This is a genomic window from Streptomyces sp. NPDC039430 (assembly GCF_055639435.1).
In genome coordinates this window covers 745,205-771,905 of record NZ_JBVKAK010000002.1, presented here as the reverse complement: position 1 = coordinate 771,905, position 26,701 = coordinate 745,205, and the positions used below count along the sequence as shown (strand labels likewise).

The 26,701-nt window shown below is 71.3% G+C and carries 26 protein-coding genes and 1 tRNA gene; 12 read left to right on the top strand and 15 right to left on the bottom strand.

Annotation, left to right across the window (positions count from 1 at the left end; genetic code table 11):
* Positions 1 to 79: 79 nt before the first annotated feature.
* The 7 genes from ACZ7LS_RS08505 to ku all read right to left on the bottom strand — a co-directional run bounded on the left by ACZ7LS_RS08505 (position 80) and on the right by ku (position 5,526).
* Positions 80 to 1,291, bottom strand: a complete 1,212-nt coding sequence (locus tag ACZ7LS_RS08505; RefSeq protein WP_385133308.1) for a sensor histidine kinase — start codon at positions 1,289 to 1,291, stop codon at positions 80 to 82.
* Between the two features lie 208 nt (positions 1,292 to 1,499).
* A complete protein-coding gene (locus ACZ7LS_RS08500; protein ID WP_385133311.1) occupies positions 1,500 to 2,117 on the bottom strand; it encodes a hypothetical protein in 618 nt (205 codons plus the stop codon).
* Positions 2,089 to 2,460 (bottom strand): hypothetical protein, encoded by a 372-nt coding sequence (locus ACZ7LS_RS08495; protein WP_385133314.1) that lies wholly within the window; start codon positions 2,458 to 2,460, stop codon positions 2,089 to 2,091. Before ACZ7LS_RS08495 ends, ACZ7LS_RS08500 begins: the two co-directional genes overlap by 29 nt.
* 245 nt (positions 2,461 to 2,705) lie before the next feature.
* Positions 2,706 to 2,912 (bottom strand): hypothetical protein, encoded by a 207-nt coding sequence (locus ACZ7LS_RS08490; protein WP_382517823.1) that lies wholly within the window; start codon positions 2,910 to 2,912, stop codon positions 2,706 to 2,708.
* A gap of 605 nt (positions 2,913 to 3,517) precedes the next feature.
* A tRNA-Arg gene (locus tag ACZ7LS_RS08485) sits at positions 3,518 to 3,589 on the bottom strand.
* A gap of 149 nt (positions 3,590 to 3,738) precedes the next feature.
* A complete protein-coding gene (locus tag ACZ7LS_RS08480) occupies positions 3,739 to 4,371 on the bottom strand; it encodes a response regulator (protein ID WP_385133353.1) in 633 nt (210 codons plus the stop codon).
* A gap of 117 nt (positions 4,372 to 4,488) precedes the next feature.
* Positions 4,489 to 5,526, bottom strand: coding sequence for a non-homologous end joining protein Ku (ku, locus tag ACZ7LS_RS08475; protein WP_385133317.1), 1,038 nt, complete (start codon positions 5,524 to 5,526; stop codon positions 4,489 to 4,491).
* A 50-nt stretch (positions 5,527 to 5,576) separates the two neighbouring features.
* Between ku and ligD the strand changes: the two genes are divergently transcribed.
* A complete protein-coding gene (gene ligD, locus ACZ7LS_RS08470) occupies positions 5,577 to 6,461 on the top strand; it encodes a non-homologous end-joining DNA ligase (protein ID WP_382517829.1) in 885 nt (294 codons plus the stop codon).
* A gap of 118 nt (positions 6,462 to 6,579) precedes the next feature.
* Here the strand turns inward: ligD and ACZ7LS_RS08465 are convergent, their stop codons facing one another.
* The gene (locus ACZ7LS_RS08465) at positions 6,580 to 7,488 is read right to left on the bottom strand and encodes a nuclease-related domain-containing protein (RefSeq protein ID WP_385133320.1); all 909 of its coding nucleotides are present in this window, start codon (positions 7,486 to 7,488) and stop codon (positions 6,580 to 6,582) included.
* 240 nt (positions 7,489 to 7,728) lie between these two features.
* On the opposite strand from ACZ7LS_RS08465, the gene ACZ7LS_RS08460 reads away from it, so the two are divergent.
* The 4 genes from ACZ7LS_RS08460 (at position 7,729) to ACZ7LS_RS08445 (ending at position 12,412) form a co-directional block, all read left to right on the top strand.
* On the top strand, positions 7,729 to 8,046 hold the full coding sequence (locus ACZ7LS_RS08460) for a zinc ribbon domain-containing protein (RefSeq protein ID WP_385133322.1): 318 nt from the start codon (positions 7,729 to 7,731) through the stop codon (positions 8,044 to 8,046).
* Positions 8,047 to 8,185: 139 nt separating this feature from the next.
* Positions 8,186 to 9,583, top strand: a complete 1,398-nt coding sequence (locus ACZ7LS_RS08455; protein ID WP_382517835.1) for an FtsW/RodA/SpoVE family cell cycle protein — start codon at positions 8,186 to 8,188, stop codon at positions 9,581 to 9,583.
* A 94-nt stretch (positions 9,584 to 9,677) separates the two neighbouring features.
* Positions 9,678 to 11,135, top strand: coding sequence for a penicillin-binding transpeptidase domain-containing protein (locus ACZ7LS_RS08450; RefSeq protein ID WP_385133326.1), 1,458 nt, complete (start codon positions 9,678 to 9,680; stop codon positions 11,133 to 11,135).
* A 50-nt stretch (positions 11,136 to 11,185) separates the two neighbouring features.
* Entirely contained in the window at positions 11,186 to 12,412 is a 1,227-nt protein-coding gene (locus tag ACZ7LS_RS08445) for an amidase family protein (protein ID WP_385133329.1), read from the top strand.
* Here the strand turns inward: ACZ7LS_RS08445 and ACZ7LS_RS08440 are convergent.
* On the bottom strand, positions 12,375 to 13,274 hold the full coding sequence (locus ACZ7LS_RS08440) for an ADP-ribosylglycohydrolase family protein (RefSeq protein WP_382517844.1): 900 nt from the start codon (positions 13,272 to 13,274) through the stop codon (positions 12,375 to 12,377). The two genes, ACZ7LS_RS08445 and ACZ7LS_RS08440, sit on opposite strands and share 38 nt — an antisense overlap.
* 271 nt (positions 13,275 to 13,545) lie before the next feature.
* Between ACZ7LS_RS08440 and ACZ7LS_RS08435 the strand changes: the two genes are divergently transcribed.
* From ACZ7LS_RS08435 to ACZ7LS_RS08420, 4 genes are all read left to right on the top strand, one after another.
* Positions 13,546 to 14,481, top strand: coding sequence for an AurF N-oxygenase family protein (locus ACZ7LS_RS08435; RefSeq protein WP_382517847.1), 936 nt, complete (start codon positions 13,546 to 13,548; stop codon positions 14,479 to 14,481).
* A gap of 131 nt (positions 14,482 to 14,612) precedes the next feature.
* Positions 14,613 to 15,392: a TetR/AcrR family transcriptional regulator gene (locus ACZ7LS_RS08430; protein ID WP_382872034.1), complete on the top strand. Its 780-nt coding sequence runs from the start codon at positions 14,613 to 14,615 to the stop codon at positions 15,390 to 15,392.
* 66 nt (positions 15,393 to 15,458) lie between these two features.
* Positions 15,459 to 15,776, top strand: coding sequence for a hypothetical protein (locus ACZ7LS_RS08425; protein WP_382517851.1), 318 nt, complete (start codon positions 15,459 to 15,461; stop codon positions 15,774 to 15,776).
* Between the two features lie 101 nt (positions 15,777 to 15,877).
* Positions 15,878 to 17,200 carry a C40 family peptidase gene (locus ACZ7LS_RS08420; protein WP_385133333.1) on the top strand — a complete coding sequence of 441 codons (1,323 nt, stop codon included), beginning with the start codon at positions 15,878 to 15,880 and terminating at the stop codon, positions 17,198 to 17,200.
* Positions 17,201 to 17,358: 158 nt separating this feature from the next.
* Here ACZ7LS_RS08420 and ACZ7LS_RS08415 read toward each other — a convergent pair whose 3' ends face one another.
* From ACZ7LS_RS08415 to ACZ7LS_RS08395, 5 genes are all read right to left on the bottom strand, one after another.
* Entirely contained in the window at positions 17,359 to 18,627 is a 1,269-nt protein-coding gene (locus ACZ7LS_RS08415; protein WP_385133336.1) for a styrene monooxygenase/indole monooxygenase family protein, read from the bottom strand.
* Positions 18,628 to 18,726: 99 nt separating this feature from the next.
* A complete protein-coding gene (locus tag ACZ7LS_RS08410) occupies positions 18,727 to 19,443 on the bottom strand; it encodes a GTP-binding protein (RefSeq protein WP_382517860.1) in 717 nt (238 codons plus the stop codon).
* Entirely contained in the window at positions 19,424 to 19,837 is a 414-nt protein-coding gene (locus ACZ7LS_RS08405) for a DUF742 domain-containing protein (protein ID WP_385133339.1), read from the bottom strand. Before ACZ7LS_RS08405 ends, ACZ7LS_RS08410 begins: the two co-directional genes overlap by 20 nt.
* Entirely contained in the window at positions 19,834 to 20,316 is a 483-nt protein-coding gene (locus ACZ7LS_RS08400) for a roadblock/LC7 domain-containing protein (protein ID WP_382517866.1), read from the bottom strand. The genes ACZ7LS_RS08405 and ACZ7LS_RS08400 overlap by 4 nt, the downstream gene beginning before the upstream one ends.
* Positions 20,313 to 23,348 (bottom strand): sensor histidine kinase, encoded by a 3,036-nt coding sequence (locus tag ACZ7LS_RS08395; protein ID WP_471064050.1) that lies wholly within the window; start codon positions 23,346 to 23,348, stop codon positions 20,313 to 20,315. The genes ACZ7LS_RS08400 and ACZ7LS_RS08395 overlap by 4 nt, the downstream gene beginning before the upstream one ends.
* Here ACZ7LS_RS08395 and ACZ7LS_RS08390 point away from each other — a divergent pair.
* Entirely contained in the window at positions 23,347 to 23,736 is a 390-nt protein-coding gene (locus tag ACZ7LS_RS08390) for a hypothetical protein (protein WP_382517961.1), read from the top strand. The genes ACZ7LS_RS08395 and ACZ7LS_RS08390 overlap by 2 nt on opposite strands.
* A 287-nt stretch (positions 23,737 to 24,023) precedes the next feature.
* Positions 24,024 to 24,806, top strand: a complete 783-nt coding sequence (locus tag ACZ7LS_RS08385) for a protein phosphatase 2C domain-containing protein (RefSeq protein WP_382517871.1) — start codon at positions 24,024 to 24,026, stop codon at positions 24,804 to 24,806.
* Between the two features lie 141 nt (positions 24,807 to 24,947).
* Here the strand turns inward: ACZ7LS_RS08385 and ACZ7LS_RS08380 are convergent, their stop codons facing one another.
* A complete protein-coding gene (locus ACZ7LS_RS08380) occupies positions 24,948 to 25,442 on the bottom strand; it encodes a MarR family winged helix-turn-helix transcriptional regulator (RefSeq protein ID WP_385133346.1) in 495 nt (164 codons plus the stop codon).
* Positions 25,443 to 25,657: 215 nt separating this feature from the next.
* On the opposite strand from ACZ7LS_RS08380, the gene ACZ7LS_RS08375 reads away from it, so the two are divergent.
* Positions 25,658 to 26,503: a lysozyme gene (locus ACZ7LS_RS08375; RefSeq protein WP_382665026.1), complete on the top strand. Its 846-nt coding sequence runs from the start codon at positions 25,658 to 25,660 to the stop codon at positions 26,501 to 26,503.
* The last annotated feature ends 198 nt before the right edge of the window (positions 26,504 to 26,701 follow it).

Below are 26,701 nucleotides of genomic sequence, written 5' to 3'. Positions count from 1 at the left end.
CCCCGAATGGGGTGGTCGTGAGTCGAACGCTCGCGGATCGGACGGCCCCGAATGGGGCGGACCGGAAGGCCGAGGGGCGTCAGACATGCGGCCACTCCAGCCGTACGGCGGTGCCGTGGCCCGGCCGCGAGTCGACCGTCGCCCGGCCACCTACGGCGGCCATGCGCTCCACTACCGAGCGGGCCAGCCCCTGGCAGTGCGGCGGCACCCGCGTCACCTCGAATCCGGCGCCGTCGTCGCTGATGACGACCGTGACGGTGTCACCCTCCCGGCTGGCCGTCACGTTCGCGGAGTTGACACCCGCGTGGCGCGCGACGTTACGCAGCGCCTCACCGACGCTGCCGCGCAGCGCCTCGACGGCAGGGCGCCAGATGAGACCGAGCGAGCCGTCGAACTCGGCGCGTACGACGAGCGGGTGGTCGCCGGTCTCCGCGAACAGTGCCTGTGCCACATCCGTCTCTCCCGATGTCGCCCGCTCCGGCGCCAGGCGCCGCAGGTCCTTGGCCGCCTGGGTGCGCAGTATCTCCGGCCGGAGGGACTGGCCGTGGGCCGAGACCATCAGCATCGTGGCGCACGCGGTGTCGTGCAGGGTCGCCAGATGCTCGCGCTCCGCCGAACGCTGCGCCTGCGCCACTTCGTGCCGGCGCCGGGCGGCGGCCGCCTTCGTACCGACGGCGTCGGCGGCTCTGCTCGCGCGCAGCACCAGCCGGTAGAGCCCCTGGGCGAGGAGGCTCTGCACCAGCAGCCAGCTGACATTGGGCACCGCGTAGTCCCAGCCGTCGGGGCGGTCGAGCACGGCACCGGCCAGATCCACGACGGCGAGCAGCAGCGCCATCGCCAGCGCGAGCCCCGCCGGGTACATCATCTGATACCCGACCGCCACGATGCTGACGACCACCAGCAGCCAGGTGCTTCCGTACATCGACTGGCTGTCCGGAATCGTCAGTTCCTGGGTGAGGCAGAGGCCGGTCAGCACCGCCATGTCGGCGGCGAGCAACGGCCCGGGGCGGGCCCCCGCCATCCCCAGCCGGTAGTGCAGAACGCTCCAGCCGAGCACGACACAGGAGATGGCCGAGGCGACGGCCATACGGTCGGCGGGCATCGCCGGTACGGCCAGAACCGCGCAGGAGCAGACCACCACCGCCCGGATCCGGTACGCGTAGCGATACGCGAACCGTACGAACTCCCGCTCGGCAGGCCCCGCGCGCCCGGCGGATCCTGTGCTCTCGGCGCGTCCTGTGCTCTCGGCGGGTTCGGGCGGGGCCTGAGAATCGTCCGGCTCATGTGCCACTCGGTGCCCCGCCTGTCGCTGTGCCTCGTCGGTTTGTCGGTCGATTGACCGTCACATGCCGAGGGGCTCCAGCGATAGCGTTTCTTTGGTCACTGTGTTGGCGCTTCGGGGTGGTGGGGGAGCTGTCCCGTTGACCGCGCGCACACCTGCCTCATGGGGGTGGGCAGGGGTGCGCGCGGGACCATCCGCCCGGCCGCGGACACCGCCGTCAGCGCACGGGCACAGGGACGGGAACAGACACGGAAAGAGACGCGGGGACCGCGACAGGACCGGGTGCGGAAACAGAACCCGGAACGGAGACGGGCAGAGCCGGTACGGACAACGCGCCGGCGAGCACTCGCGGGAGGCGCATCAAGCAGGCCACCGGCGGCCCGAACCGATCCGGTCCGCGCCTCTCCACCAAATGAACCCGTACCAGTTCATCGAGCAGGCACACCGCCTCCTCCCGGGAGACGCCCAGCAACGCCGCCGCGTCCGCCGGACCGATCCGCTCCTCCCCCGCCACGCCCGGGGCCATGCCTGGAGTCATACCCGGGGCCGCGCCCGCGAGGGTCCACGCGCTCGCGCCCGCCGCGAGCACTCCGTACAGCCGGGCCGCCGCTTCGGTCAGCCCCTTGAGCAACCAGGAGAGCACGCTGTCCAGGTCGGTGCCGTCCTCGCTCAGCCGGAACGCGTTGAGCGGCTCCTCACCGCGGATGTCCGTCACCAACCGCCGCAGGCTCACCTCAGGCTGGCGCGCGGCCCGCTCGGCGAGGATGCGCAGGGCGAGCGGCAGACCGCCGCAGAGCGCGGCGAGTTCATCCAGCGCGGCGAGGGCGCCTGTCATCGAGGGCGAACCCGCCGAGCCCGGCCAGGACATCCGCCCGGTCGGACACCACGCGCACCCCGTCGATCACGGCGTGGAACACCCGCCTCAGCCCGCTCGCGGACCCCTGCACCCGGAGCCGCTCGCCGTCGGCGGCCACCAGATGGAAGCTGCCGGCCAGGGAGTGCCCCAGCTCCTCCAGGAGCCGGACACCCCCCGGCCGCCCCAGCCGCCCCCGCGGCCCCTTCTCCGTGGCGGAGGATCCCCCGATGACGGCGACCCGTACGGCCCCTCCCTCCACCACCACACGCTCGCCTCCCGCGCAGTCCGGAAGCGCGACGAAGTACCAGCCGTCACTGTTCATTTGCCCTCCTGCCGTCCATGTCGCCGTTTTGCCGATGACTTCATGCTCGGCGGTGGCTGTGGCAGTGGAGTGGCACTCCCGTGGCAGATCAGTGCCACTCACCTGACCTGCGAAAACGCCCGCCGCCCGCGACTCGCTGTCAGGCGATTACGGGCAGGCGGGCGTTCGGGCGTACGGCCGTACAGGCGTGCTGGCGTGCTGGCGTGCGGACGGGCGGGTTGGGAGGGCCGGCCGCTCAGGCGGGGTTAGTTGCCGAGGAGGTCGCCGATGATGTCGCCCAACTCTCCGAGGCCGTCATCATCGATGCTGCCCTTGGCGACCCCGGCGGTGCTGTGGCCGGTGGCCGTGCTGTGGGTAGCGGTGGTGCTGTGCGCGGTGGCCGCCGGGGCGGTGATGGTCGCGACCCCGAGCAGTGCGACGGCTCCGAGGAGCGCGGTGGTGATGCGGCGCATAGATGGTCCCTTTCTCGATCGGTGCATCGGTGCATCGGTGCAAAGCGCCGTCAGCATGGCCCAGCCGTTTCCGCGTCACGCGGTCCGCCGCTCGAACGGCAGCCGCCGAAACGTTCTCCCCTCACCCGGAAGGCGGCCTAGGCAGCCTGCCTGGCAGGGCTCTCGCAGGGCCCTCGCAGGGCCCGGGGAGGGCAGAGCCAGTCCTCGTCCCAGGCGACCGGCAGCCGGCGCACACCGTAGATGTTCATGTTGGTTCGTAGCGGCACCTCCTCCGCCGGCACGTCCAACAGCCGTCCTCCGCGACCGCGAGTCAGTCCCGGAGTCTGGGCGAGTAGGGGCGAACTCCACAACGCCATCGTGGCGCCACTATAGCGCCACATCAAGCCAAGATGGCACCATGCAGGCTACGACTCTCTGTGCGGAGCTTTCTGCGACCGCCCTAACGGCCTCGCCGCACATCTCCCGCAATGTCCCACGCCCAGCGCGCTGCTGACGCGTGATCACAGGGCAAAGGCCGGCTTCAGCGGCATACGGCCGCACATACGCGAAGACCCCGGCCTCAGCGTTTCCGCTGGTGACGGGGTCTTGGGCACACTTACACAGTGTGCCCCCGGCAGGATTCGAACCTGCGCACACGGCTCCGGAGGCCGTTGCTCTATCCCCTGAGCTACGGGGGCGTATCGCCGTGGTGCTTGGCGACGAAGGAAACCCTACCAGCTTCGGCGGGGTGGCCGTGAACAGGTATTTCCAGGTCGGTGGGGCGGGGCGGGGACAGGGGCGGAGCGAGGTGGGGCGGGGTGGGGCGGGGTGGGGAAGGGAGAGTGGGTCAGGCGCGGAGGTAGGTGAGGACCGCCAGGACTCGGCGGTGGGTGTCGTCCGCCGGGGGGAGGTTCAGTTTGGCGAGGATGCTGCCGATGTGTTTGCCCACGGCCGCCTCGGAGACGACGAGTTGGCGGGCGATCGCCGCGTTGGATTTGCCCTCGGCGACCAGGGCCAGGACCTCGCGTTCGCGGGGGGTCAGGCGTTCCAGGGGGTCTCTGCGGCGGCGGAGCAGGTGGCGGACCACTTCCGGGTCGACGACCGTGCCGCCGGAGGCCACGGACTGGAGGGCGGCCTCGAAGTCCTCCACCTGGCCCACGCGGTCCTTGAGGAGGTAGCCGACGCCGGAGCCGTCGCCCGAGTCGAGGAGTTCGGCCGCGTAGGCGCGCTGGACGTACTGGCTGAGGACGAGCACGGGAAGGGACGGCTGCCGCTCGCGGAGGCGGACGGCCGCGTGGAGGCCCTCGTCCTGGAAGCCCGGGGGCATCCGTACGTCGGTGACCACGATGTCCGGGGTGTGCTCCGCCACCGCCGCCAGCAGGGCGGGCGCGTCACCCACCGCCGCGGCGACCTTGTGGCCGAAGCGGTCCAGCAGGGCGATCAGGCCTTCTCGGAGCAGCACGCTGTCCTCGGCCAGCACGATGCGCAGCGTTCGGTCCACTCACGCAGTGTGCCAGCAGTGCGCCATCCGGAGCGAGGGCGCTGCCGGGGGCACCGCGGGGCGAAGCCGAGCGAGGGCGCCGCCGGAGACACCGCCTCAGGCCGAGGCGCGCTTCCGGGCGCCGGTGGCTGTCTTCGAGGCCGTCTTCGCGGCGGTCTTCTTCGCCGACTTGGCCGCCGTCTTCGAGGTCGCCTTCGAGGCCGTCCTCGCGGCGGTCTTCGACGTCGTCTTCGCCGTGGTCTTCGACGCCGGCTTGGACGTGGTCTTCTTCGCCTCCGTCGCCTTCTTCGCCGGCGCCCTCTTCGCCGTCTTCTTCGCCGGCAGCCGCGTCACCTCCGCCACCTCGTCGCCCTCCGCCCTGCCCTCCTTCGCCGCGCGCACGCTGTTCTCCAGCGCCGCCATCAGGTCGAGGACCTTCCCTCCCCCGCCCGCCGCCGGCTCCCGTTCCGGCACCGGCGCGCCTTCCGCCTTGGCGGCGATCATTTCCTCGACCGCCTCGCGGTAGTCGTCGTGCAGCGAGTCGAGGTCGACCGAGCCGAGGGTGTCCATCAGTGCGTCGGCCAGGTCGAGTTCGGCCTCCCGTACGGTGACGTCCGTCTCCGGCGCGACGCCCTCCGGGGCGCGGATCTCGTCCGGCCAGAGCAGACCGTGCATCGCGATCACGTCGTCGACCACCCGCAGCATCCCGAGCCGCTCCCGCCCCCGCAGCGCGAACTTGGCGACGGCCACCTTCCGGCTGCGCTTGAGCGCCTCACGCAGCAGGGTGTACGGCTTGGCAGCGGGCACCCCGGCGGCGGAGAGGTAGTACGCCGTGTCCATCTGGAGCGGATCGATCGAGTCCGCCGGTACGAACGCGACGATCTCGATCGTCTTCGCCGTCGGCAGCGGCAGCGCGGCCAGATCGTCATCGGTGATCGGGATCATGGACCCCTCCCCGTCCTCGTACGCCTTGCCGATCTCCGGCGTCGAGACCTCCTCACCGTCCAGCTCGCACACCTTCCGGTAGCGGATACGGCCGCCGTCCGTCTTGTGGATCTGCCGGAAGGAGATCGAGTGGTTCTCGGTGGCGTTGACCAGTTTGATCGGGATGCTGACCAGCCCGAAGGAGATCGCGCCGTTCCATATGGATCGCACGTTCAATCCCTTTCATCCGAGATGCACGAAATATATGGGATTCTCATCGTATGACGCCGATCACAGAGGTGGAGGGGCGACGCCTGGCGCTCAGCAACCTGGACAAGGTCCTGTACACCACCACCGGCACCACCAAGGGCGAGGTCCTGCACTACTACGCCCGTGCGGCGGCCCCCCTGCTGGCCCATCTCGCCGACCGCCCCGTCTCCTTCCTCCGCTATCCGGACGGGCCCGACGGACAGCTCTTCTTCACCAAGAACCCGCCACCCGGTACGCCCGACTGGGTGCGGATCGCCGATGTGCCCAGGAGGACGGCCGACACCGGCCGACAGGTGGTGGTGGAGGACCTGGCGTCGCTGATGTGGGCGGCAAACCTGGTCGTGGAGTTCCACACGCATCAGTGGCGCGCCGACGCGCCCGAGCGCGCCGACAGGCTCATCCTCGATCTGGACCCCGGGGCGCCCGCCACCGCCGTCGAGTGCTGTGCGGTGGCGCTCTGGCTGCGCGAGCGGCTGGGTACGGACGGGCTGGAGGCGTACGTGAAGACCTCGGGGTCGAAGGGCCTGCACCTCCTCGTACCGCTGGAGCGCGCCCCGTCCGCCGAGGTCTCGGCGTACGCGAAGGGGCTGGCCGTCGAGGCGGAGGCGGCGATGCCGGAGCTGGTCGTGCACCGGATGCGGCGCTCGCTGCGGCCCGGGAAGGTCTTCGTCGACCACAGCCAGAACGCCGCCGCGAAGACCACCGCGGCGCCCTACACGCTGCGCGCCAGGGCGGAGCCGACCGTCTCCACCCCCCTGACCTGGGAGGAGGTCGCGGGCTGTACGGACGCCGGGCAGCTGGTCTTCCGGCTGGGGGACATCGAAGGGCGGCTGGAGCGGTACGGCGACCTCCTCGGCCCGCTCACCGACCCCGACAGCGCCGCGCCGCTGCCCTGAGCCGGGCGGGGCGCGTCGGACGGGATACGTCGGACGGGAAGCGCCAGACGGGACCTCGGACCTCGGGTCTCGGACCTCGGGTCTCGGACCTCGGGTCTCGGACCTCGGACTTGCTCGTCTAGACGCGCAGCCAGCTGTGACGGTCCCGCGCCGTCGCGTACAGGGACTCGATGTCCGCCGGTTTCAGTACGCCCCCGGCCGACGCCAGAGCCGCGATCTCGGTGTCGCGCAGAATCCGTACGTCCGCCGGCGCCGGCAGCACGTCCAGGCGTCCTGGCTCGACGACCGCGAGTACGGGGCGCACTTCGGCCGCCAGGGCGCGCGCGGCGCGTTCCGCGGCGCGGCGGGCCCAGCGGAGATGGGGCGCGGGCGCGGCGCGCCCCACGCGGACCAGCGGGTCGTCGACACCGACCCGGCGTTTTCGGGCCGGGAGCGTCCGTACGGCCAGGATTCCGGCGGGACCGATCGCCAGATGGTCGATACGGGCGGCGCCGGGGAGCGGGATCGAGTGCAGCACCCGCCAGCCCGCGCCCTCCAGCCCGTCGAGCCGGTCACCGACGGTCTCCTGAGCCAGCAGTTCCGCCCGCCGGGGGTCCTGATGCCATCGGCGCCACAGCGGAGACGAGGGGGACAAGGGCGCTGAGAGGGACGAGAGGGACGAGGAAGAAGACCTGGAGGGGCGGGCGGAGCCCGCGGCCCGCGGCGCGTCCGGTTCCGTCAGTTCCGTCGGTTCCGCCAGTTCCGCGTGGAGCGCCTCGCCCGGACGGTTCGGGGCCAGGTCGTCATCGGGGTGGAGCGCGAGCCGGTCGAGATCCGCCGGAGTCGGCACTCGCGGCGGCCCTACGGTCACCTCACCGGTGAGATACGGCGCCAGGGCGGACAGCACCTCGTCGCGCCCCGCCCCGGAGAGCACACTCACCCGGCCGGTGTCCTTGTCGTACCAGGCGACGGTCGTACCGTCCCTGAGGCTGACGTACAGCCGGTCCCGGCCCTGTCCGCGCGTCGGCGTGACGCGTAATCGGCTCATGCCCCACCACCCCCCCCACGACCATGGGAACAGCACCCGGGCCACGGGGGCAAGAGCCCTCGGCCGCCACAACCTCCCGCCCCGGCGGGCCCCGACCATTCCGTCCCGTATCGCGCGCCAGTCTTCACCCGCGTGCGGCAAACTCTCCCTCAGTACGCGGGCACCCGCGTACCCGCGTACCCGCGTACCTGAGTGCGCGCTCCCTCCGCACGCGCCGGTCCACCCTAAGGAAACCCACTCATGATCATCTTCGGCACCAAGGGCTACCTCTACCAACTGGCGATACTGACGCTGGTCTGCGGCCAGTGCGGCAACCCGTCGGCGCACACGCTCCGCAAGCGCGTCACCAAATTCACGCTGTTCTTCGTGCCGCTGGTCCCGTTCTCCACCAAATTCGCGACCCAGTGCACGTTCTGCGGCGCGGAGCGGCAGGTGACCAAGGAGCAGGCCGACCAGCTCATGGCCCAGGGCACCGGCCAGGCGAGCGGACAGGGCTACGGACAGGGCGGCGGTCAGCCGTACGGGCAGCCGCAGCAGCAGAACCCCTACCAGCGCTGAACGACAGTCACAGCGACAGCGACAGCGACACCAAGAAGCAGGAACGAGAACGAGCCGGAAGCCCGCCTGAGGAGTCCGGCATGCCTTACGTCCCCACATAAGCGGACATAAGGCACGTCGCCTTGCTACGTTTCGACGCATGACCGCAACGACGGCGGACGCTCCCCCACCCGCGATTCGCCACCCCAAGCGCCGGGGTGTCGAACTCTCGCTCCTCGTCTGCGCCGTCCTCATCTCCGTCTTCGGCTACATCGGCGTCGGCCTCGGCAGGAACCACGCCGTACCGCCCGACGCGGCCGGATACGGCGCCGGTCTGGGCATGCTCGCCCTCCTCGCGCATATCGCCGTCCGGCTGCGCGCTCCGTACGCGGATCCCCTGCTGCTGCCCATCGCGGTGCTGCTCAACGGCCTCGGTCTGGTTCTGATCTACCGCCTCGACCTGGAGACTCCGGGCGACAAGGCCGCGCCCACCCAGCTGGTCTGGTCCACGCTCGGTGTGGCGCTGTTCATCGCCGTCGTCGTGTTCCTGGTCGACCACCGGGTGCTTCAGCGGTACGCCTATCTGTCCGTCGCCACCGCGCTGGTGCTGATGATCGTGCCGATCTTCTTCCCCGCCGTGAACGGGGCCAAGATCTGGATCCGGATCGACGGACTCTCCTTTCAGCCCGGCGAGTTCGCCAAGATCCTGCTGGCGGTCTTCTTCGCCGCGTATCTCGCCGCCAACCGCAACGCCCTCGCCTACACCGGCCGCAGGGTCTGGCGGCTCCAACTGCCCACCGGCCGCGTGCTGGGCCCGATCGTGGCGATCTGGCTGCTCAGTGTCTTCGTCCTCGTCATCGAACGGGATCTGGGGACTTCGCTGCTCTTCTTCGGGCTCTTCGTGATCCTGCTCTACGTCGCGACCGGGCGCACCGGCTGGATCGCCGTCGGGCTGCTGCTCGCCGCGCTCGGGGCGTTCGCCGTCGGTTCGCTGGAGCCGCACGTCCACAGCCGTGTACAGGACTGGCTCGACCCGTACGCCTCCATCGCCGCCGGCCGCGGACCCGGCCAGCTCGCGCAGTCCCTCTTCGCCTTCGCGGCCGGAGGAATGCTCGGCACCGGTCTCGGTCTCGGCCGGTCCATCCTGATCGGTTTCGCCGCCAAGTCCGACTTCATCCTGGCCACGGCGGGCGAGGAGCTGGGCCTGGTCGGCCTGACCGCCCTCTTCCTGCTGTACGCCCTGCTGGTCGCCCGCGGCTTCCGCGCCGCCCTCGCCCTGCTCGACCCCTTCGGCCGGCTGCTCGCCGTCGGGCTCTCCGCGATCCTCGCCCTCCAGGTCTTCGTCATCGCGGGCGGGGTGACGGGGCTCATCCCGCTGACCGGCATGGCAATGCCCTTCCTCGCCCAGGGCGGCTCGTCCGTCGTCACCAACTGGGTGATGGTCGCGCTGCTCATCCGGCTGAGCGACTCGGCCCGCAGCCCGCGCCCGGAGAACGCGGAGCCGGGTGTCATCGCACCGGCCGAGGAGAACGGGAACGCCTGGAGGAACCAGTGGTGACCCGCCACACCCATCATGAGGGACCCGCGGTGACCCGGCACACCCATCGAGAGGGCCCCGCGGTGACCCGGCACAACCGGCCGAAGGAGCAACGGTGACTCGCTATATCCGGCGGACCGCCGCCTTCTGTCTCCTCCTCCTGCTCGCCCTGCTGGTCAACGCGGCCAGAATCCAGGTCATCGAGGAGCACTCCCTCGATCACAACCCCGCCAACCGCCGTGACGCCGTGGCCCGTTACTCGCAGCCGCGCGGCACCATCCTCATCGGCGGCCGAGCGGTCACCGGCTCCAGGGACAGCGGACAGCAGCTGCGCTTCGAACGTACGTATACGCGGGGCCCGCTGTACGCGCCCGTCACCGGCTACGCCTCCCAGACATACGGCACGACACTGCTGGAGAACGCCGAGGACGCCATCCTCTCCGGTACGGACCCGATGCTCGCCCCGTTCCCCTTCTGGAACGAGATCACCCGAGGCCGGCGCCCCGGCGGGCACGTCGCCACCACGATCAAGCCGTCCATGCAGCGGGCCGCGTACGACGGACTGGCCGGCAGACGCGGCGCGGTCGCGGCCGTCGAGCCGTTCAGCGGCAGGATCCTGGCGCTGGTCAGCAGTCCCTCGTACGACCCCGGGCAGCTGTCGGGCACCGGCGCGGCCGTCGACGACGCCTGGGCGCGGCTGACCGGCGCGGACGCGCAGCCCCTGCTCAACCGGGCCATCCGGCAGACCTATCCGCCCGGTTCCGCCTTCAAGATCGTGACGGCGGCGGCCGCGCTGGACTCCGGGACGGTCACCGACGTCAACGCCCCCACCGACATCCCCGAGCCCTACGTCCTGCCGGGCACCAGGACCGAACTGCCCAACGAGGCCGACGGGTGCGACAAGGAGTCACTGGACTACGCGATCAGATGGTCCTGCAACACGGTGCTGGCCGGCCTCGGGGTGAAGACCGGGCTGTCCGCGATGGTGGGGACGGCGGAGAAGTTCGGCTTCAACGACACCGGCATCACGATCCCTTCGGGGGTCGCCGCGTCCCGTTTCGACACCCGCATGAGCGACGATCAGCTGGCGCTGTCGTCGATCGGGCAGTTCGACACGCGGGCCACTCCGCTCCAGATGGCGATGGTCGCGTCGGCGGTCGCGAACGACGGGGAGCTCAAGTACCCCTTCCTGGTGGACCGGACCATGAACGCGGACGGCGACATCGTCTCCCGTACCGGCGAGCGCTCCTACCGGCGTGCGATGGAGCCGGCCACGGCGCGGTTGCTGCGGCAGATGATGATCGGGGTCGTCGAGGACGGGACGGGGGCGAACGCGGCGATCGACGGGGCGACGGTCGGCGGCAAGACGGGGACGGCGCAGCACGGGGTGGGCAACGCCGGTACGCCGTACGCCTGGTTCATCGCCTGGGCGCAGGCGGGCAATTCGAGCAGACCGGCGGTCGCGGTGGCAGTGGTCGTGGAGTCCGCGGAGGCGAAGCGGTCGGACATCAGCGGCGGGGGCGACGCGGCGCCGATCGCGCGGGCGGTGATGCGGGCGGCGCTGCGAGACTAGGGCTGGAGGGGCGGTAGGGCCTCGGGGATGCCGGGAAAGGCTGCGGGGGGATGTACGTGCTGGACGGGGTCGCGGAGGCGCTGGAGCGGATCGAGCGGTTCGATCCCTCTCTGTGCGCCTTCATCGAGGTATGGGACGCGGAGGCCAGGGAACGGGCGCGGACGGTGGACCGCCGACTGCCGCTCGCGGGGCTGCCGTTCGCGGTGAAGGGGCCGTCCGGCCTCCGGTCGTACGCGGCCGGGCGGCTGATCGCGGCGGGCGCGGTGCCGGTGGGATCGACGGCGGTGCCGGGGCCCGGCACGTACTGGCAGACCTGGGGGCAGGGCAGGCACGGCCGTACGGTCAACCCGTACCGCGCGGACCGTACCCCCGGCGGGTCCTCCGCCGGGTCGGCGGTGGCGGTCGCGGCGGGCATGGTGCCGCTGGCGACCGGCAGCGACGGCGCCGGTTCCGTCCGGATCCCGGCGGCCTGGTGCGGGGTGTTCGGGCTGAAGACGACCAACGGGCTGCTGCCGTCCCCTGACCGCACCGGCCTGGCATCGGCGGGGGTGCTGGCGCGTTCGGCGGCGGAGGCGCGGGCGTATCTGCGGTGTGTGGTGGGCGGTGACGAGACGCCGCCGCCCGCCTTCCCCGTGCCCGCCGTCTTCTCCCCCGACCTGGGGTACGCGCGGCCGGACCCGGAAGTGGCGGCGGTGGTACGCGCGGCGGTGGACCGGCTGGTGGCCGCGGGGGTCATACGCCTCGTCGAGCCGCCGCGGCGGCCCTTCACGCTGCTGGATCCGCGCGAGGCCTGGATGGCGATACGGGGAGGCCGGGGCCCGGAGACGGCGGCGGGGGTACGGGCGGAGAACGACCGGCGGCTCGACGCGCTCTTCGCCCGTACGCCGCTGCTGCTCACCCCGGTCACCCCCAACAGGCCGCATGGTCACGACGGTCCGGGCGAGCTGTACTCCACGGCGCTGACCTGGGCGTTCAATCTGAGCGGGCATCCCGCGGCGAGCACTCCGGCCGGTTTCACGGCGGACGGATGTCCGGTGGGGCTGCAACTGGTGGCGGCGCGCGGGGCGGACGCCTCGCTTCCCGACATCGCCCTCGCGGCGCCTGCCGGTGCCATTCCCGTTGCCATTCCCGTTGCCATTCCCGTTCCCGTACCCGCCACTGTCCCTGCCCCTGTCCCCGCGCCTCCCTCCATCTCCGCTCCTGCTCCCGCTCCCGCTCCTGCTCCCGCCCCTCAGCCGCCTACGTCAGCGCCTCCCGGCGCTCGCGCCACGCCGTAGGGACCGAGCCCGTTCCGGTGCGGGCGGCGACGATGCCCGCCGTGATCGCACAGGTCGTGTCGACGTCACCGAAGCCCTCCGCCGTCGACCAGAGCGCGGCGGCCAGATCGTCGCGGTGCCTGGCCGCCGTCCATACCGCGAACGGCACGGTGTCGTCGGCGCGGATCCGCTGGCCGTTGCCGAGCAGATCCGCCGCCTTCCAGGGCTCGGTGGTGAAGGGCAGCTCCGCCGCCCGCGCCAGGCCGTCCCGTACCGGACCCTCGGGGGTGGCCTCCGCCACCGTCGCCACGGAGAGTTCGGACCGTACCGACAGCGCCGCCGCCACCGCGACCGCCACCGCGCCAGCTATGCCCTGCGGGTGTGCGTGGGTGACCTCGGCCGACAGCACGGCCTGTTCGGCCACGCGCTCCAGGTCGGCCGCGAACCAGGCACCGAGCGGCGCCACGCGCATCGCCGCGCCGTTGCCCAGGCTGCCGCCCTCGAACAGTCCGGGGGCCAGGGTGCGCCAGCTCGCCGGCTCCGCCAGCAGGGCCGGCAGCAGCATGTGCATACCGTGCCCGTAACCGCGGGCCGGATCGGCGTCGTACGTGCGGGCGAAGCAGAGCGCGAGCCGGTCCTGGTCGATGGCGCCGCGTTCGTCGAGGACGCGCTGCACGGCGAGGGCCATCGCGGTGTCGTCCGTCCAGTGCCACTCCAGCTCCGGCGGCGTGATCCTGGCCCTGATCTCCGCGTACGCGCGCTGACGTTCGCGGAAGAGAGGGAACCAGCGTTCGCCGAAGGCGTCACCCAGGGCGAGTCCTTCGAGGCTGCGACGGGCGGCGGCGCGGTCGGCACCGGGGTGTGGGGCGGTCATACGCGCCATCGTGCCGTGCGACGCGGTGTGACGCCCGGGATTCGGGCGTATATCCGCCATGAGCGGGCCGCGGTCGGCCGCCGGCGGACACACCCGTTGGTAGACGTGATGTCAACAAGTCGCGCGCAAGGGATTGACGCCCTTGTTGACGAGCGGTCTCATAAGGGGTGACCGCCGGTAACACCGCTCGAAGACCCGGCCCGGCAAACCGACATGGCGCCCCGACCCGGTGCCCGGCGCGTCACACAGCCCGTACTCCAGCCATGAGGTGCGCTCAGCCATGACGACAGTGACCGAACGCGACGTACAGCTGCTCCGCGACGCACTCGGCCCGCTCCGGGACCGCGAACAGGTCGCCGAGCGGCTGCTCGAATCCTCCGCCAAGCACTCCTTCGACCCCGACAAGGAACTCGACTGGGACGCACCGGTCGAGGACGGCAAGTGGTTCTGGCCGCCGGAGCTGGTCTCGCTCTACGACACCCCGCTCTGGCGGACGATGTCCGAGGAGCAGCGGATGGAGCTGGCCAGGCACGAGGCCGCGTCGCTCGCCTCGCTCGGTATCTGGTTCGAGATCATCCTGATGCAGCTGCTGGTCCGTCACATCTACGACAAGCCCGTGACCAGCAACCACGTCCGCTACGCCCTCACCGAGATCGCGGACGAGTGCCGGCACTCGATGATGTTCGCGCGGCTGATCGGCAAGGGCGGGAGCCCGGGGTATCCCGTGCCGCGCTACTACCACAATCTCGCGCGCATCCTGAAGACCGTCTCCACCACCCCCGGTTCCTTCGCCGCCACTCTCCTCGGCGAGGAGATCCTCGACTGGATGCAGCGGCTGACCTTCCCGGACGAGCGGATCCAGCCCCTCGTGCGCGGGGTGACCCGTATCCATGTCATCGAGGAGGCGCGCCATGTCCGGTACGCCCGCGAGGAGCTGCGCCGCCAGATGGTGACCGCGCCGCGCTGGGAGCGGGAGTTCACCCGGCTCAGCTGCGGTCAGGCCGCCCGGGTCTTCTCGGTGTGCTTCATCAATCCGCAGGTGTACGAGAACGTCGGCCTCGACCGCCGGCAGGCCGTCGCGCAGGTGCGGGAGAGCGGCCACCGCCGCGAGGTGATGCAGTCGGGCGCCAGGCGGCTCACCGACTTCCTGGACGACATCGGTGTGCTGCGCGGGCCGGGGCGCAGGCTCTGGAAGTCCTCGGGCCTGCTCGCCTGACCGCCGCCCTCCCACCCTCTCCGCTGCCCCTCTCCGCCGCCCCTGCCACGCCTGCCACAGCCCTACTCCCCCCGCTGCCCCGTTCCCCGTCCCGCCCGGCCGCCCGGCCGCCCGGCGGTTACGCTGCGGACATGACCGCGCCCGCAACGCCCGCGTACCGAAGGCTCAGCGTCGAGGAGCGCCGTACGCAACTGCTCGACGCGGCCCTCGGCCTGTTCGCGCACCGGGCGCCCGAGGAGGTCTCGCTCGACGACGTCGCCGCGGCGGCCGGGGTGTCCCGGCCGCTCGTCTACCGCTACTTCAGCGGCGGAAAGCAGCAGTTGTACGAGGAAGCGCTGCGCTCCGCCGCCGACGAACTGGAACTGTGCTTCACCGAGCCCCCGGTGGGGCCGCCGACCGAACGGCTGGGGCGCGTCCTGGACCGCTATCTCGCGTTCGTCGACCAGCACGACACCGGGTTCAGCGCGCTGCTCCGGGGCGGCAGCGTCTGCGAGACGTCCCGGACCACCGCGATCGTCGACGAGGTACGGCGGGCCGCGGCCGAACAGATCCTGCTGCACCTCGGGACCGACAACACCGTCAGCGCCGTCAGCGCCGTCAGCAGCACAGACGGCACCGACGGCACGACGGCGCCCGGCGCGCGACTGCGGATGCTGGTGCGCACCTGGATCGCGGCCGTCGAATCCGCCTCCCTCATATGGCTGGACGAGGAGAAGCGCCCGCCCGCCGACGAGCTGCGCGACTGGCTGGTCGACCATCTGATCGCGCTGCTGGTGGTCACGGCCGCCACCGACGAGGACACCGCGAACGCCATCGGCGCACTCGTGGCGTACGAACACCCGGACGGCCCCGTGGGAGCGCTGGCCCGCCGGGTGCTGCCGCTGGTCAACGCGGCGGCGCAGCTCACATAGGAGCGCGCCTCGCGCAGGGCGCACCTCGCGTAGGTGAGACGGTGGCCCGTGGCTGAGACTGAGGGTGTGAGAAGCGAAGACACTCCCTTTGTCGGCGGGCCGCTGGACGGGCGCGTACTGCCCGTACTGACCGGACCGACCGGGCAGCCGCCCAAGTGGTACGAGGTCCCGGTGCCGGACGCGGACGGCGGGCCGCCCACCGTGTTCGCCTACCGTCGCGCCCCGGCCGGGTACACCAAGCGGCTCGGGATCCAGCGCGGCTGGAAGTACGAGTACGTGGCCGAGGGCCGTGAGCGACACACGCTGAAGTGGCCCTGGTCGAAGCCCGCCGACGGTACGGACCAGGGCGACCGTCCCCAGGGCGACCGTCCCTCACACGAATGATCCTGTTGCGCCACTCCGCCTATTAATGCGCTCTTCACAAGCCATATCACCTCATCATCCCCTAGTGCTGGACTGCCCGTCCCGCAACCGGAGGTGATGACGTGTCAGGCAGAGTGTCGCAATCCGTCTGCACGGCGGCGCTGGCCGCCGCGACGGTCTTCGCGGCGGTGCCGATCGCGTCGGCGTCGCCGTCTCCCGTACCCGTTCCGTCGGCGCTCCCCCCAGCCGTCACGTCGGGCGTTCCGTCGGCCGTCCCCTCCCCATCGGCTTCCGCCGCACCAGGAGGACCCGACGGCGTCGACGGCGTCACCGACGACGCCCCGCCCCGTACCGTCGCGGAGATGCTCACCCGGCTCCAGCAGCTCTACCGCGAGGCCGAGAAGGCCACCGAGGCGTACAACGCCACCGCCGCCGAGCTGACCCGGCAGCGCGCCGAGACCAAGCGGGTGGACTCCGAACTCACGCGGGCCCGCTCCGCGCTGGCCCTCAGCCGCGTCAACGCCGGACGGCTGGCCCGCGAGCAGTACCAGGGGCAGTCCGGGCTCTCCGGCTATCTGCGGCTGCTGCTCGCCCGCGATCCGCAGAGCGCCCTGGACGAGACGTATCTGCTGGCGCGCGCGGCGCGTGGCAGGGCCGAGACGCTGAACCGGCTGACGGGCGGCGAGCAGCGCGCCCAGGCCCTCGCCCAGGCGTCCCGCGAGGCCCTCGACAGGCAACAGGCCCTCGCCACGAAGCAGAAGCGACAGCGCGACATGGTCAGATCCCGGCTCCAGGAGGTCGAGAAGCTGCTCGCCTCTCTCAGCCGCGCCCAGATCACGGCACTGAACGATCTGGAACGGGCCGGTACGGACAAGGCCCAGCGCGAACTGCTCGCCTCCGGCGCCCTCGGCGACGGCACGTCCCCGGGCGCGGGCGGTCCGCAAGGAGCGGGCGGTCCGGCCGGCACCCCGGTCCGTAAGGCGCCCTCCCGTGCGGGCCAGGCGGCCCTGGGGTACGCCGTCGAGCAGATCGGCAAACCGTACGAATGGGGCGCCGAAGGGCCCGACTCGTTCGACTGTTCCGGGCTGACCTCGCAGGCCTGGGCGCGCGCCGGCCTCACCATCCCCCGCACCAGCCAGGAGCAGTGGAGCGAACTCCCCAAGGTCTCGCTGCGCGAGCTGCGCCCCGGCGATCTGGTGGTCTACTTCCCGGGGGCCACGCATGTGGCGATCTATCTGGGCGACGGAATGGTGATCCAGGCGCCGCGCCCCGGGACCAACGTCAAGGTCTCCCCCATCGCGGCGAACCCCCTGCTGGGCGCGGTACGTCCGGACCCGGAGGCCGGGGCGCTGGCCCCAGGGGTGTACGAGCCACCGGCCCTGCCCCCGGGCGCACTGGACGGCTCGGACTCCGGTTACGGCGAGGAGGCCGCACCGGAGGTCTGAACGAGCGAGTCGGACGGCGGGCCGGGCGTCAGGCGTCCACGGCCCGGCGTCGGACGGCGGGCCGGAGGTCAAGCGCCCACGGCCCGGCATCGGACGGCCACGGACCAGCGGCGTCAGGCGGCCACAGCTCAGCGTCAGCCGGCCGCGACCCGGCGGCGTCAGGCCGTGCCCGCGGCCTCCGCCGCCTCCGCCGCCTCCGCCTCCGCCTCCGCCAGGAACGCGTTCGTCTTCTCCGGCTCGTAGAAGAAGTTCTCGAAGTCCGCCGGGTCGTTGAAGCCGTTCGCGAACCGGTCGGCGACCCGCGGCAGCTGCCCCGCCGCGCCGATCAGGTTGAGGACATGCTCCGGCGGCACGCCCAGCATCGCGTTCGTCCACTTGGTGACATGCCGCGCGGTGTCCCAGTACCGGTCGAACGCCGACCGCATCCACGCCTCGTCGAACGGCCGGTCGCCATGGCTCACTATCGAGTCCAGATACGAAGCGGCGCACTTGGAGGCCGAGTTGGAGCCCTGTCCCGTGATCGGGTCGTTCGCGACGACGACATCGGCGACACCGAGCACGAGACCGCCGCTCGGCAGCCGCCCTATCGGCTTGCGTACGGTCGGCGCGTACCGCCCGGACAGCGTCCCGTTGGCGTCCGTCAGCTCGGCCTTCGTGGCGCGCGCGTACTCCCAGGGCGTGAAGCGTTCCATCAGCTTCAGCGTCAGCGAGAGATGCTCGGCGGGATCCTTGATGCCCTGGAAGGCATCGAGCGGGCCGCCGGGTATGCCCTCCCAGAACAGGATGTCCGCGCGTCCTGAGGTGGTGAGGGTGGGCATCACGAACAGCTCGCCGACACCGGGCACCAGATTGCAGCGGACCGCGTCGTACTCCGGGTGCTCGGGACGCGGGCCCAGACCGTGGACGTAGGAGACGGCGAGCGCGCGCTGCGGCGCGTCGTACGGGGAGCGTGCGGCGTCGCGGCCGAACATCGAGACGAGTTCGCCCTTGCCCGCCGAAACCAGCACCAGGTCGTACGTACGGGCGAAGAAGTCCAGGTCGGAGACTGCCGCACCATGGATCACCAGCTGGCCGCCGCGCTGGGCGAAGGTCTCCATCCAGCCGGCCATCTTGACCCGCTGGTCGACGGACTGGGCGTAGCCGTCCAGCGTGCCGACCCAGTCCACGGCCCGGGAGGAGTCGGGCGCGGCGACCGAGACGCCCAGGCCCTCGATCCGCGGCGCCTGGGACTCCCAGAAGCCCAGCTTGAGATCGCGCTCGTGCTGAAGCGCGGTATGGAACATGCACTGCGTGGACATGACCCGGCCGGACCGGATCTCGTCCGCCGTGCGGTTGGACATCAGGGTGATCTCGTACCCCTGCGACTGGAGCCCGAGGGCGAGCTGGAGCCCGGACTGGCCTGCTCCGACGATGAGTATCTTCCGCATGGCGGGTTCTCCGTTTGCGTACGTGCTGCTACGTGTGGCGTCTGGTGTGCGGCGTACGCTGACGTCGGCTCAGGCTACTCGGCTGCTCCGGAGAGGCTGCTACTCCGGGGAGGCTTCGAGCGCATGCCGCACCAGCGCGAGCAGCGACTCGACGGCCGTGTTCCGTTTGCGTGCGTCCATGATCAGTACAGGCACGCTCGGCGGAATCGTCAAGGCGTCACGCACATCCGCCGGCTCGAACGCCGGTGTTCCCTCGAAGTGGTTGACGGCCACGACATACGGCAGTCCGCAGCTCTCGAAGTAGTCGAGCGCCGGGAAGCAGTCGGGCAGCCGTCGGGTGTCGGCCAGGACGACGGCGCCGATCGCACCGCGCACCAGGTCGTCCCACATGAACCAGAAGCGCTTCTGGCCCGGGGTGCCGAAGAGGTACAGGACGAGGTCGTCGTCGAGGGTGATGCGCCCGTAGTCCATCGCCACGGTCGTGGTGACCTTGTCGGGCGTCGCGCTGAGATCGTCCAGCTCGGCGCTGGCCTGGGTCATCAGCGCCTCGGTCTGGAGCGGCGGGATCTCCGAGACCGATCCGACGAACGTCGTCTTGCCGACACCGAAGCCGCCGGCCACCACGATCTTGGTGGCGATCGGCGCGCGCGTCCGGTCCAGCTGCCAGGGCTGGAGATCCTCTTCACGTTCGGGTTCGACGGCGACCGGCGGCGCACCGGCCGGACCCGAACCGGCCGAACCCGAACGGGCCGAACTCGAAGGGGCCGTACCGGCGACGCCGAACGCGGCGATGACGTCAGAGGCGGCGGAGTCCACTCAACACCCTTTCCAGCAGTGCGTGGTCGGGCTGGCCGGTGTCGTGCCCGGTCCCGTACACACGGATCTTTCCCTGGTCGGCGAGGTCGCTCAGCAGCACCCTCACCACCCCCAGCGGTATCTTGAGCAGCGCCGACACCTCGGCGACGGTACGCATGCGCCGGCACAGCTCGACGATGGCGAGCATCTCGGGCATGACGCGCGACACGCCCGCACCGTCCGTCAGTTCCCTGCGGTCGTCGGCCGCTTCGAGCGCGGCGACGAAGGTCTCGACCAGCAGGACATGGCCGAACCGGGTACGTCCGCCGGTGAGCGAGTACGGACGGACCCGGGCGGGCCTGCGGTCGGAGCCGCGCACCGGCAGCCCCCGGGCCGGTTCGGCGGACGGCGTCACTTAGTGCTCTCCATCGACTTGCGCAACTCGTCGCGGAGTTCGGGCGTCAGTACGTGTCCGGCGCGCCCGACGAAGAGCGCCATGTGGTAGGCCACCACGCTCATGTCGCAGTCGGGGGTGGCGTGCACCCCGAGCAGCGAGCCGTCGCTGATCGCCATGACGAAGACGCTGCCCTCCTCCATGGCGACCATGGTCTGCTTGACCCCGCCGCCGTCCATCAGCTTCGCCGCTCCGATGGTGAGGCTGCCGATGCCCGAGACGATGGTGGCCAGATCGGCGCTGGAGCCGCGGGGGCCCTTCCTGCGCACGGGAGTGGCCGCCTCGGTGTTCAGCCCCGGGTCGGAGGAGAGCAACAGGAGTCCGTCGGACGAGACGACGGCGACCGAGTGCACCCCTGGCACCTCCTCGACGAGGTTGCTCAACAGCCAGTGCAGGTTACGTGCTTCGCTGCTCAGTCCGAATGTGCCGGTCGCAGTCAACTGCGTGCCTCCTCGACTGTCTCCCCCGACTGTCCGGTATGTTCCTCGGTCCGTGCCGCGGCGGCTCTGGGCTCCGCGTGCTCGGCCCGGTCAGACTCCTCCGACGGCTCCCACTGCTCCGACTGCTCCGTCAGTTCGGCCTCGACATCGCGCCGGCCTTCCTTCGCCCCCCGATGGAAGCCGCCGAGCCTGCGGCGCAGGGCTTCCGCGTCCACACTGCCGGTACGCGCGGTGGGCGCGGCGGCAGGTCTGACGATCTTGGGGGTGCGCTTGGGCAGCCCCTTGTCGGTGATGCTCTCCGGTCCGTCCGCGTCGTCCGGCGCGTCCGGCTCCGCCTCGGCGGAGCGCGGCTGCCGGGGCAGCCGCATCGTGAACGTGTCCTGGTCGGGGCCGGTGGTCGGCGGCTCGCCGTCATGGACACGCTCGTGCGCGTCGGGGCCGATGGCGTACGGGCCGACGGCCGTGTCCGGGGTGGTCGCCCCGTACGCGGCGACGGCGCCCGCGCCCGTGTCGGTCTCGGTCTCGATGCCGGTGCCGGTGTCAGCGCCGGTGTAGGCGCCCGCGTCGGTCGTACGTTCGCGCTCCGGCGTGCTCGGCCCACGGGCCTCTTCGGCCTCGGCCCTGCGGATCGCCGCCTCGGCGGCCAGCACCATCGGGTCGACTTCCGGGACCGCGGTTTCGACGGGACCAGCGGGACCGGCGGGTCCAGCGTGTTCCGGGGCTCCAGCGTGTTCCGCGGGGCCGGCGGGCTCCGCGGGCTTCCCGGCGCCTGCGGGACTCCCGGCGTCCGCGGGAGTCCCGGCATCCGCCGTCGGCCCCCGCAGCTCCGAACGACCGCGGAGCGTATTGGAGTTGGCCTCCGCCGTCGAGCCCGGCAGGTGGAGCGCGGGGGCCGAGGCCCCGGCTCCCGCCCGGTGCTGCGGCGAGGCGCCCGACGGGGACGCGGGCAGCAGCGCCTGCGGCAGTACGACGACCGCGGCCACACCGCCCTGCTGGTGCTCGCGCAGCTCGATCCGTACGCCGTGGCGCGCGGCGAGCAGTCCGGCGACGCGCAGACCGAGCCCCTCGCCCTCCGGCTCGCTCAGGTACGGCTCGCGCGGAGCGCCGTCGCCCCCCTCGCGGACGTCCGGGTCGGCGAGCCGCGCGTTGAGCGCGCCGAGCCGGTCAGCGGACATGCCGATGCCCTGGTCCTGAACGGAGAGCATCACCTCGCCGGTCTCCAGCAGCCAGCCGGAGAGCTGGACCTCGGCCTCGGGCGGTGAGAAGGAGGTGGCGTTCTCCAGCAGCTCGGCGACGAGATGGCTGAGATCGTCCGCCGCGAAGCCGGCCACCTGCGCGTGCGGCGGCAGGGACTGGATGGTGACCCGCTCGTACCGTTCGATCTCGCTGACGGCCGCGCGCAGTACGTCCACGAGCGGTACGGGCCCGGTCGAGCCGTGGCCGTGCTCGTGGCCGGCGAGCACGAGCAGATTCTCGCTGTGCCGGCGCATGACGGTGGCCATGTGGTCCAGCTTGAAGAGGGTCGCGAGCTGCTCGGGGTCCTGCTCGCGCTCCTCCAGGCCCTCGATCACACCGAGCTGGCGTTCCACGAGTCCGAGAGTGCGCAGCGAGAGGTTGACGAAGGTGTGGTGCACGGTGTGGCGCAACCGCTGGAGCTGCGCGGCGAGTTCGGTCGTACGCTCCTGGAGTTCGGCGCGCTGGGCGACGATCTTCTCGCGCGCGCCGATCAGGCCGAGCCGCTCCCTGTCCAGCTCCCCGGCGCGGGTGGAGAGGTCGAGGAGCTTGCTGTGCAGGCTGTTGAGGGACCGTACGACCTGCGCGAACTCGTCGTTGCGGCCGGTGAACCTGACCGGCTCCTCGGTCTCCGGCGCCGCCGACAGGCGGGCCGCTCCGATCCGTACGACCGCGAGCGGGCGGGTGAGCGTACGGGCGACGGCGGTGGAGACCCCGACGGCGATCAGGAAACAGCCGCCGAGCAGCGCGATCCGCAGTTCGAGGCCGGTGACGGCGTCGTCGCGGAGCTTTTCTAGCCGCTCCACCTGGCTGGTGCCGAGGCCCGACTCCACGCCGCGCATCTGGTCGATCCTGGCGGTGAGCGCGGATTCGACCTTCTCCTGATCGGCCTCGCGGTCGGAGTCGGAGAGTTCGGGCCGGTCGGTGAGCCGGGTCAGATACCCCTCGGCGGTCTTGATCTCGGGCCCGGTGACGGTGCCGGTGAGGGACTCGCGCGCCTGGGTGTCCGCGCTCTGGTCGAAGTCGGCGAGCGCGCCGAGTTCGCGCACGTGCGCCTTCTGCGCGCCGGTGCTGAGATCGTCGCGGAGCTGGTCGTTCTTCTCGTTGTCCGAGCCGGACCCGGACTCGACGGGGAGGCCCGTGACCGGGTCGTACTGCGGTGCGGTGTCGGTGGGGCCGGGCACGGCGAGCGCGGCCAGCAGCAGTCCGCGGGTGGCGGAGGCCTGCTCGACGGCGCGGGAGAGCGCGGCGGGGGCGCGGGTCCCGTCGGCGGCCTCGGCCGGCGTCCGCTCGGCCAGCTCGTCGGCGAGGGCCTGGAGCTTGGCGATGACCTCGGAGTACGCGCGGTACGCCTCCAGCGCGGAGCCCTCGCCCGTGAGGGCGGTGCGGCGGATGGAGGGGACGGTGGAGAGGTCGCGGAGCAGACCGGGAGAGACGGACGCGGCGGCCCGCATCTCGTCGATCTGCCGGTCGACCCGGGCGCTGCGGGTGTCCGAGATCGTGTGCTTGTCCTTGTCGCCCTTGCCGCCGGTCCCGCCGGGCTGCTCATCGCGGCCCGCGGCGATATAGACGATGACCTCGTCGCGCTCGTCCGCGAGGGAGTGGCTGAGGATCACGGCCTGCCGGTTCAATTCGGCGAGGACGACCAGGTTCTGGGCGTCGTTCAGCTCGGTGGAGGCGGTGAGTACGGCGGGGGTGCCTGCCGCGATGACGGTGACCCCCAGGACCGCGACACCGGCGACCAGCCGGTTGCGTACCCGCACTCGGCGTCCTTCCTGAGCCTTGGCGGCATCGGTCATGGAATTCCCGGGCGTGGCGTTCTGTGCCATGGCGCTGTGGGCGGTGGCGTTCCGGGCCGTCATTTCACCGGTCCCGGCGTTCGCGGCCCGAGAGTTTCCGGACTTCTTCTTTCCGGACTTCTTCTTTCCAGCCTTCGTGGCCGAAGTGGAGGAAGTGACCGAAGTGGTCGGACTGGTCCCGGCGGTGGTGTCCGAGGTGGCCTCGTCCCGCCCGACACCGTTGTCCCGAGGCCGCTTCTTCTGCACCGGTGCTCGCATTCTTGATTCGTCCGCCCATGAAGCAGAGGTGACGACCGGTCACTCCATGAGAACCCCCACCCCTGGCACGGCTGTCGACCATTCCAGCGCCCTTGGGAGGAAGGCGCGCATCGGCCGCTCCGCCACCTGAACGAGTGAACATCAAGAAGGAGTTGACGAACAACTCTTCCCACTCGGGGGCCCTCGTGAACATGGCGCGCCGGGTGGACCTTCCGCGCGCGCTTTGGCAGGATGCGCGCCCGCAGCTTCCCCTGTCCCCTCAATCCGGCCCCTCTCCCGCCCTCGTCCGGCTTCGTACGGGACTCATTCTGACCGAATGAGAGCGGTTGACCTGGCGGAACGGACCGATCGGCACGGCGTGCAGACAGCGTGAAGAGTTCATGCGGATTACCGGGAGAGTCATGCACACTGGTGCGCATGCGCATCGAACTCGCCACCAGGCCCGGCACCGCCGTACGGCCCAATGAGGACTGGACTTCCGTGGTCCTGCCCGCCGCGGGCGAGGGGGGCGCGCTGGTCGTGCTGGACGGAGTGACACCCCCGGCCGGGGACGACGGATGTGTACACGGTGTGCCCTGGTTCACCGCCGGACTGGGTGGCGCGCTCGCCGAACTGTCCGGTTCACGACGGGATATGCCACTGGCAGAGATCCTCGCGGCGGCCATCGCGCGTACGGCGGACGCCCATCGCGAAACCTGTGACCTTTCTCACGTACGTACACCTCAGGCGACCGTCGTCCTCGCACGGTGGGGTTCGGACACCGTCGAACATCTGGTGCTCTCCGACTCGACGCTGCTGCTGGAGTCACCGGACGGCGAGGTACGCGCGGTACTGGACGACCGGCTGGACCGCGTCCCGCGCGAGGCGCTGCGCTCGGTGGCCACGGCGGACGCGCTGCGCAACGCGGAGGGCGGCTTCTTCACGGCGGCGGCGGACCCGGCGGTCGCCGCGAAGGCCGTGACGGGCCGTACGCCGGCGGCCGAGGTGCGCGCCCTGCTGGGGCTGACGGACGGCGCGGCCCGCTGGGTGGAGATCTTCCGGGAGGGCGGCTGGGCGGACTGTCTGGCGCTGGTGCGCAAGAACGGCGCGCAGGAGCTGATCGACCGGGTGAGGGCGTCGGAGTCGGCGGACCCGGACGGGGTGGCGTTCCGGCGGGGGAAGGCGAGCGACGACGCGACGGTGACGTACGTGGAGCTGTAGGGGGCCACGCACACGGGACCCCGCCCCTCCTGCCTGGCCGGGCGCCCTCGCCCGCCCCCACGCCCCGTCCTGCCCGGCGCCCCCTCCCCGTCCTGCCCGGCGCCCCCTCCCCGTCCGCCTCTCCTCCCCCGCCTTCCCCGGTCAGCTCTCGGCGCGGGCGTTCAGCTGGTGGAGCAGCCGGGCCAGTTCGGCGACCTCGCCGCGGTCCCAGTCGGCGAGCTTCCGCACGTACCGCTCGCGGCGCGCGTCGCGTACCCGCCGGAAGCGGGTGCGGCCCTCGTCGGTGATCCGGACCAGCGAGGCGCGCCCGTCGGCCGGATCGGGCTCGCGCGTCACCAGTCCCAGTTCCTCCAGGGCACGCAGCTGACGGCTTATCGTCGCCTTGCCGACCCCGAAATAGGCGGCGAGTTCGGTGGCCCGCTGACAGCTGTTCTCCTCCAGCCGTACGAGCAGTCCGTACGCGGCGGGCTCCAGCTCGGGGTGGACCTCGCGCGCCATTTCTCCGGAGTTGGCGCGAGCACGGCGCAGAAAGACCGCCAGTTCCCGTTCCAGTGCCAGGAATTCGTGGTCCACACCACTGCTTCCGGCGGGACCGGGATCTTTCGCCGTACCATTTCCGTGCACGTCAGCACCCATCGCGCGCTTTTCCGCTCCTGAAAGTTTCTTTCGCCGACGGCCGTTGCCGCAGCTCCGCCAGTATTTCGCAGGTTTATACCAACGGAAGCCGCGTGGCGCTCTTCCGTCGTAAGGGTCTACGTGCGTAGCGTCAATACTGGCATGTCCATTGCACTACATGTCGACGTGTCAGACCCGTCATGAGATCCCCCCACCGAGGTCTTCGGAGGCACGCAATGCCCGTGCACAGATCCGGAACGACCGGCCGTTCGTTCGCCACCGCGGCCGGCGCTCTCCTCGCAAGTCTCGCCCTGCTCCTCACCCTCCCGGGTGCGGCGGGCGCCACCACCCCGGCCGACCCACCGGCCGGCCTCCCCGAACGCGGCTCGGCCCACATGGGCATGGGCGTCATCGAGCACGACGGCCAGGGCGGCCTGCCCCGCGCGGACCGCGTCGTCCAGACGGAAGGCGTGGACGTCTCCGGCCATCAGGGGAACGTCGACTGGGCGTCCCTGTGGAACAGCGGCGTGAAGTGGGCCTACGCCAAGGCCACCGAGGGGAACTACTACAAGAACCCCTCCTTCGCGCAGCAGTACAACGGCTCCTACAACATCGGCATGATCCGCGGCGCGTACCACTTCGGTACGCCGAACGACTCCAGCGGCGCCAACCAGGCCAACTACTTCGTGGACGGCGGCGGCGGCTGGTCCCGCGACGGCAAGACCCTGCCCGGCGTGCTGGACATCGAGTGGAACCCGTACGGCGCGCAGTGCTACGGCAAGACCCAGGACCAGATGATCGCCTGGATCCGCGACTTCCTGACCACCTACAAGGCCCGCACCAGCCGCGACGCCGTGATCTACACGGCCACGAGCTGGTGGAAGGCGTGCACCGGCAACTACACCGGCTTCGGCTCCACGAACCCGCTCTGGATCGCCCGCTACGACACCACGATCGGCGAGCTGCCGGCGGGCTGGGGCTTCCAGACGATCTGGCAGTACACGTCGACGGGCCCCATCGTCGGCGACCACAACCGTTTCAACGGCGCCCTGGACCGAGTCCAGGCCCTGGCGAACGGCTGACCGCGCCACGACACCGCGCGGTCCCGGCCGGAACGGAGGACCGGCCGGGACCGCGCGATGTCATACAGGGCCGGGGGGACGGCGGTGGGGGGGGGGGGGGGGGTCGGTTCCTGGCGGGGGGCTTCCCCTCCGCCTCGGTTCGTGGGGTCTTTTGGTGTTTTGATCTCTCCCCTCCCCCACCCCCCCCCCTGGACCACT

Coding starts and splice junctions, on each gene's coding strand:
- ACZ7LS_RS08445 (WP_385133329.1), top strand. CDS start 11,186: ATGTACGTGCTGGACGGGGTCGCGGAGGCGCTGGAGCGGATCGAGCGG.
- ACZ7LS_RS08375 (WP_382665026.1), top strand. CDS start 25,658: ATGCCCGTGCACAGATCCGGAACGACCGGCCGTTCGTTCGCCACCGCG.
- ACZ7LS_RS08380 (WP_385133346.1), bottom strand. CDS start 25,442: ATGGGTGCTGACGTGCACGGAAATGGTACGGCGAAAGATCCCGGTCCC.
- ACZ7LS_RS08465 (WP_385133320.1), bottom strand. CDS start 7,488: ATGAGCCGATTACGCGTCACGCCGACGCGCGGACAGGGCCGGGACCGG.
- ACZ7LS_RS08385 (WP_382517871.1), top strand. CDS start 24,024: ATGCGCATCGAACTCGCCACCAGGCCCGGCACCGCCGTACGGCCCAAT.
- ACZ7LS_RS08500 (WP_385133311.1), bottom strand. CDS start 2,117: ATGACAGGCGCCCTCGCCGCGCTGGATGAACTCGCCGCGCTCTGCGGC.
- ACZ7LS_RS08495 (WP_385133314.1), bottom strand. CDS start 2,460: ATGAACAGTGACGGCTGGTACTTCGTCGCGCTTCCGGACTGCGCGGGA.
- ACZ7LS_RS08435 (WP_382517847.1), top strand. CDS start 13,546: ATGACGACAGTGACCGAACGCGACGTACAGCTGCTCCGCGACGCACTC.
- ACZ7LS_RS08415 (WP_385133336.1), bottom strand. CDS start 18,627: ATGCGGAAGATACTCATCGTCGGAGCAGGCCAGTCCGGGCTCCAGCTC.
- ACZ7LS_RS08390 (WP_382517961.1), top strand. CDS start 23,347: ATGGAATTCCCGGGCGTGGCGTTCTGTGCCATGGCGCTGTGGGCGGTG.
- ACZ7LS_RS08455 (WP_382517835.1), top strand. CDS start 8,186: ATGACCGCAACGACGGCGGACGCTCCCCCACCCGCGATTCGCCACCCC.
- ACZ7LS_RS08430 (WP_382872034.1), top strand. CDS start 14,613: ATGACCGCGCCCGCAACGCCCGCGTACCGAAGGCTCAGCGTCGAGGAG.
- ACZ7LS_RS08395 (WP_471064050.1), bottom strand. CDS start 23,348: ATGACCGATGCCGCCAAGGCTCAGGAAGGACGCCGAGTGCGGGTACGC.
- ACZ7LS_RS08460 (WP_385133322.1), top strand. CDS start 7,729: ATGATCATCTTCGGCACCAAGGGCTACCTCTACCAACTGGCGATACTG.
- ACZ7LS_RS08440 (WP_382517844.1), bottom strand. CDS start 13,274: ATGGCGCGTATGACCGCCCCACACCCCGGTGCCGACCGCGCCGCCGCC.
- ACZ7LS_RS08490 (WP_382517823.1), bottom strand. CDS start 2,912: ATGCGCCGCATCACCACCGCGCTCCTCGGAGCCGTCGCACTGCTCGGG.
- ligD (WP_382517829.1), top strand. CDS start 5,577: ATGACGCCGATCACAGAGGTGGAGGGGCGACGCCTGGCGCTCAGCAAC.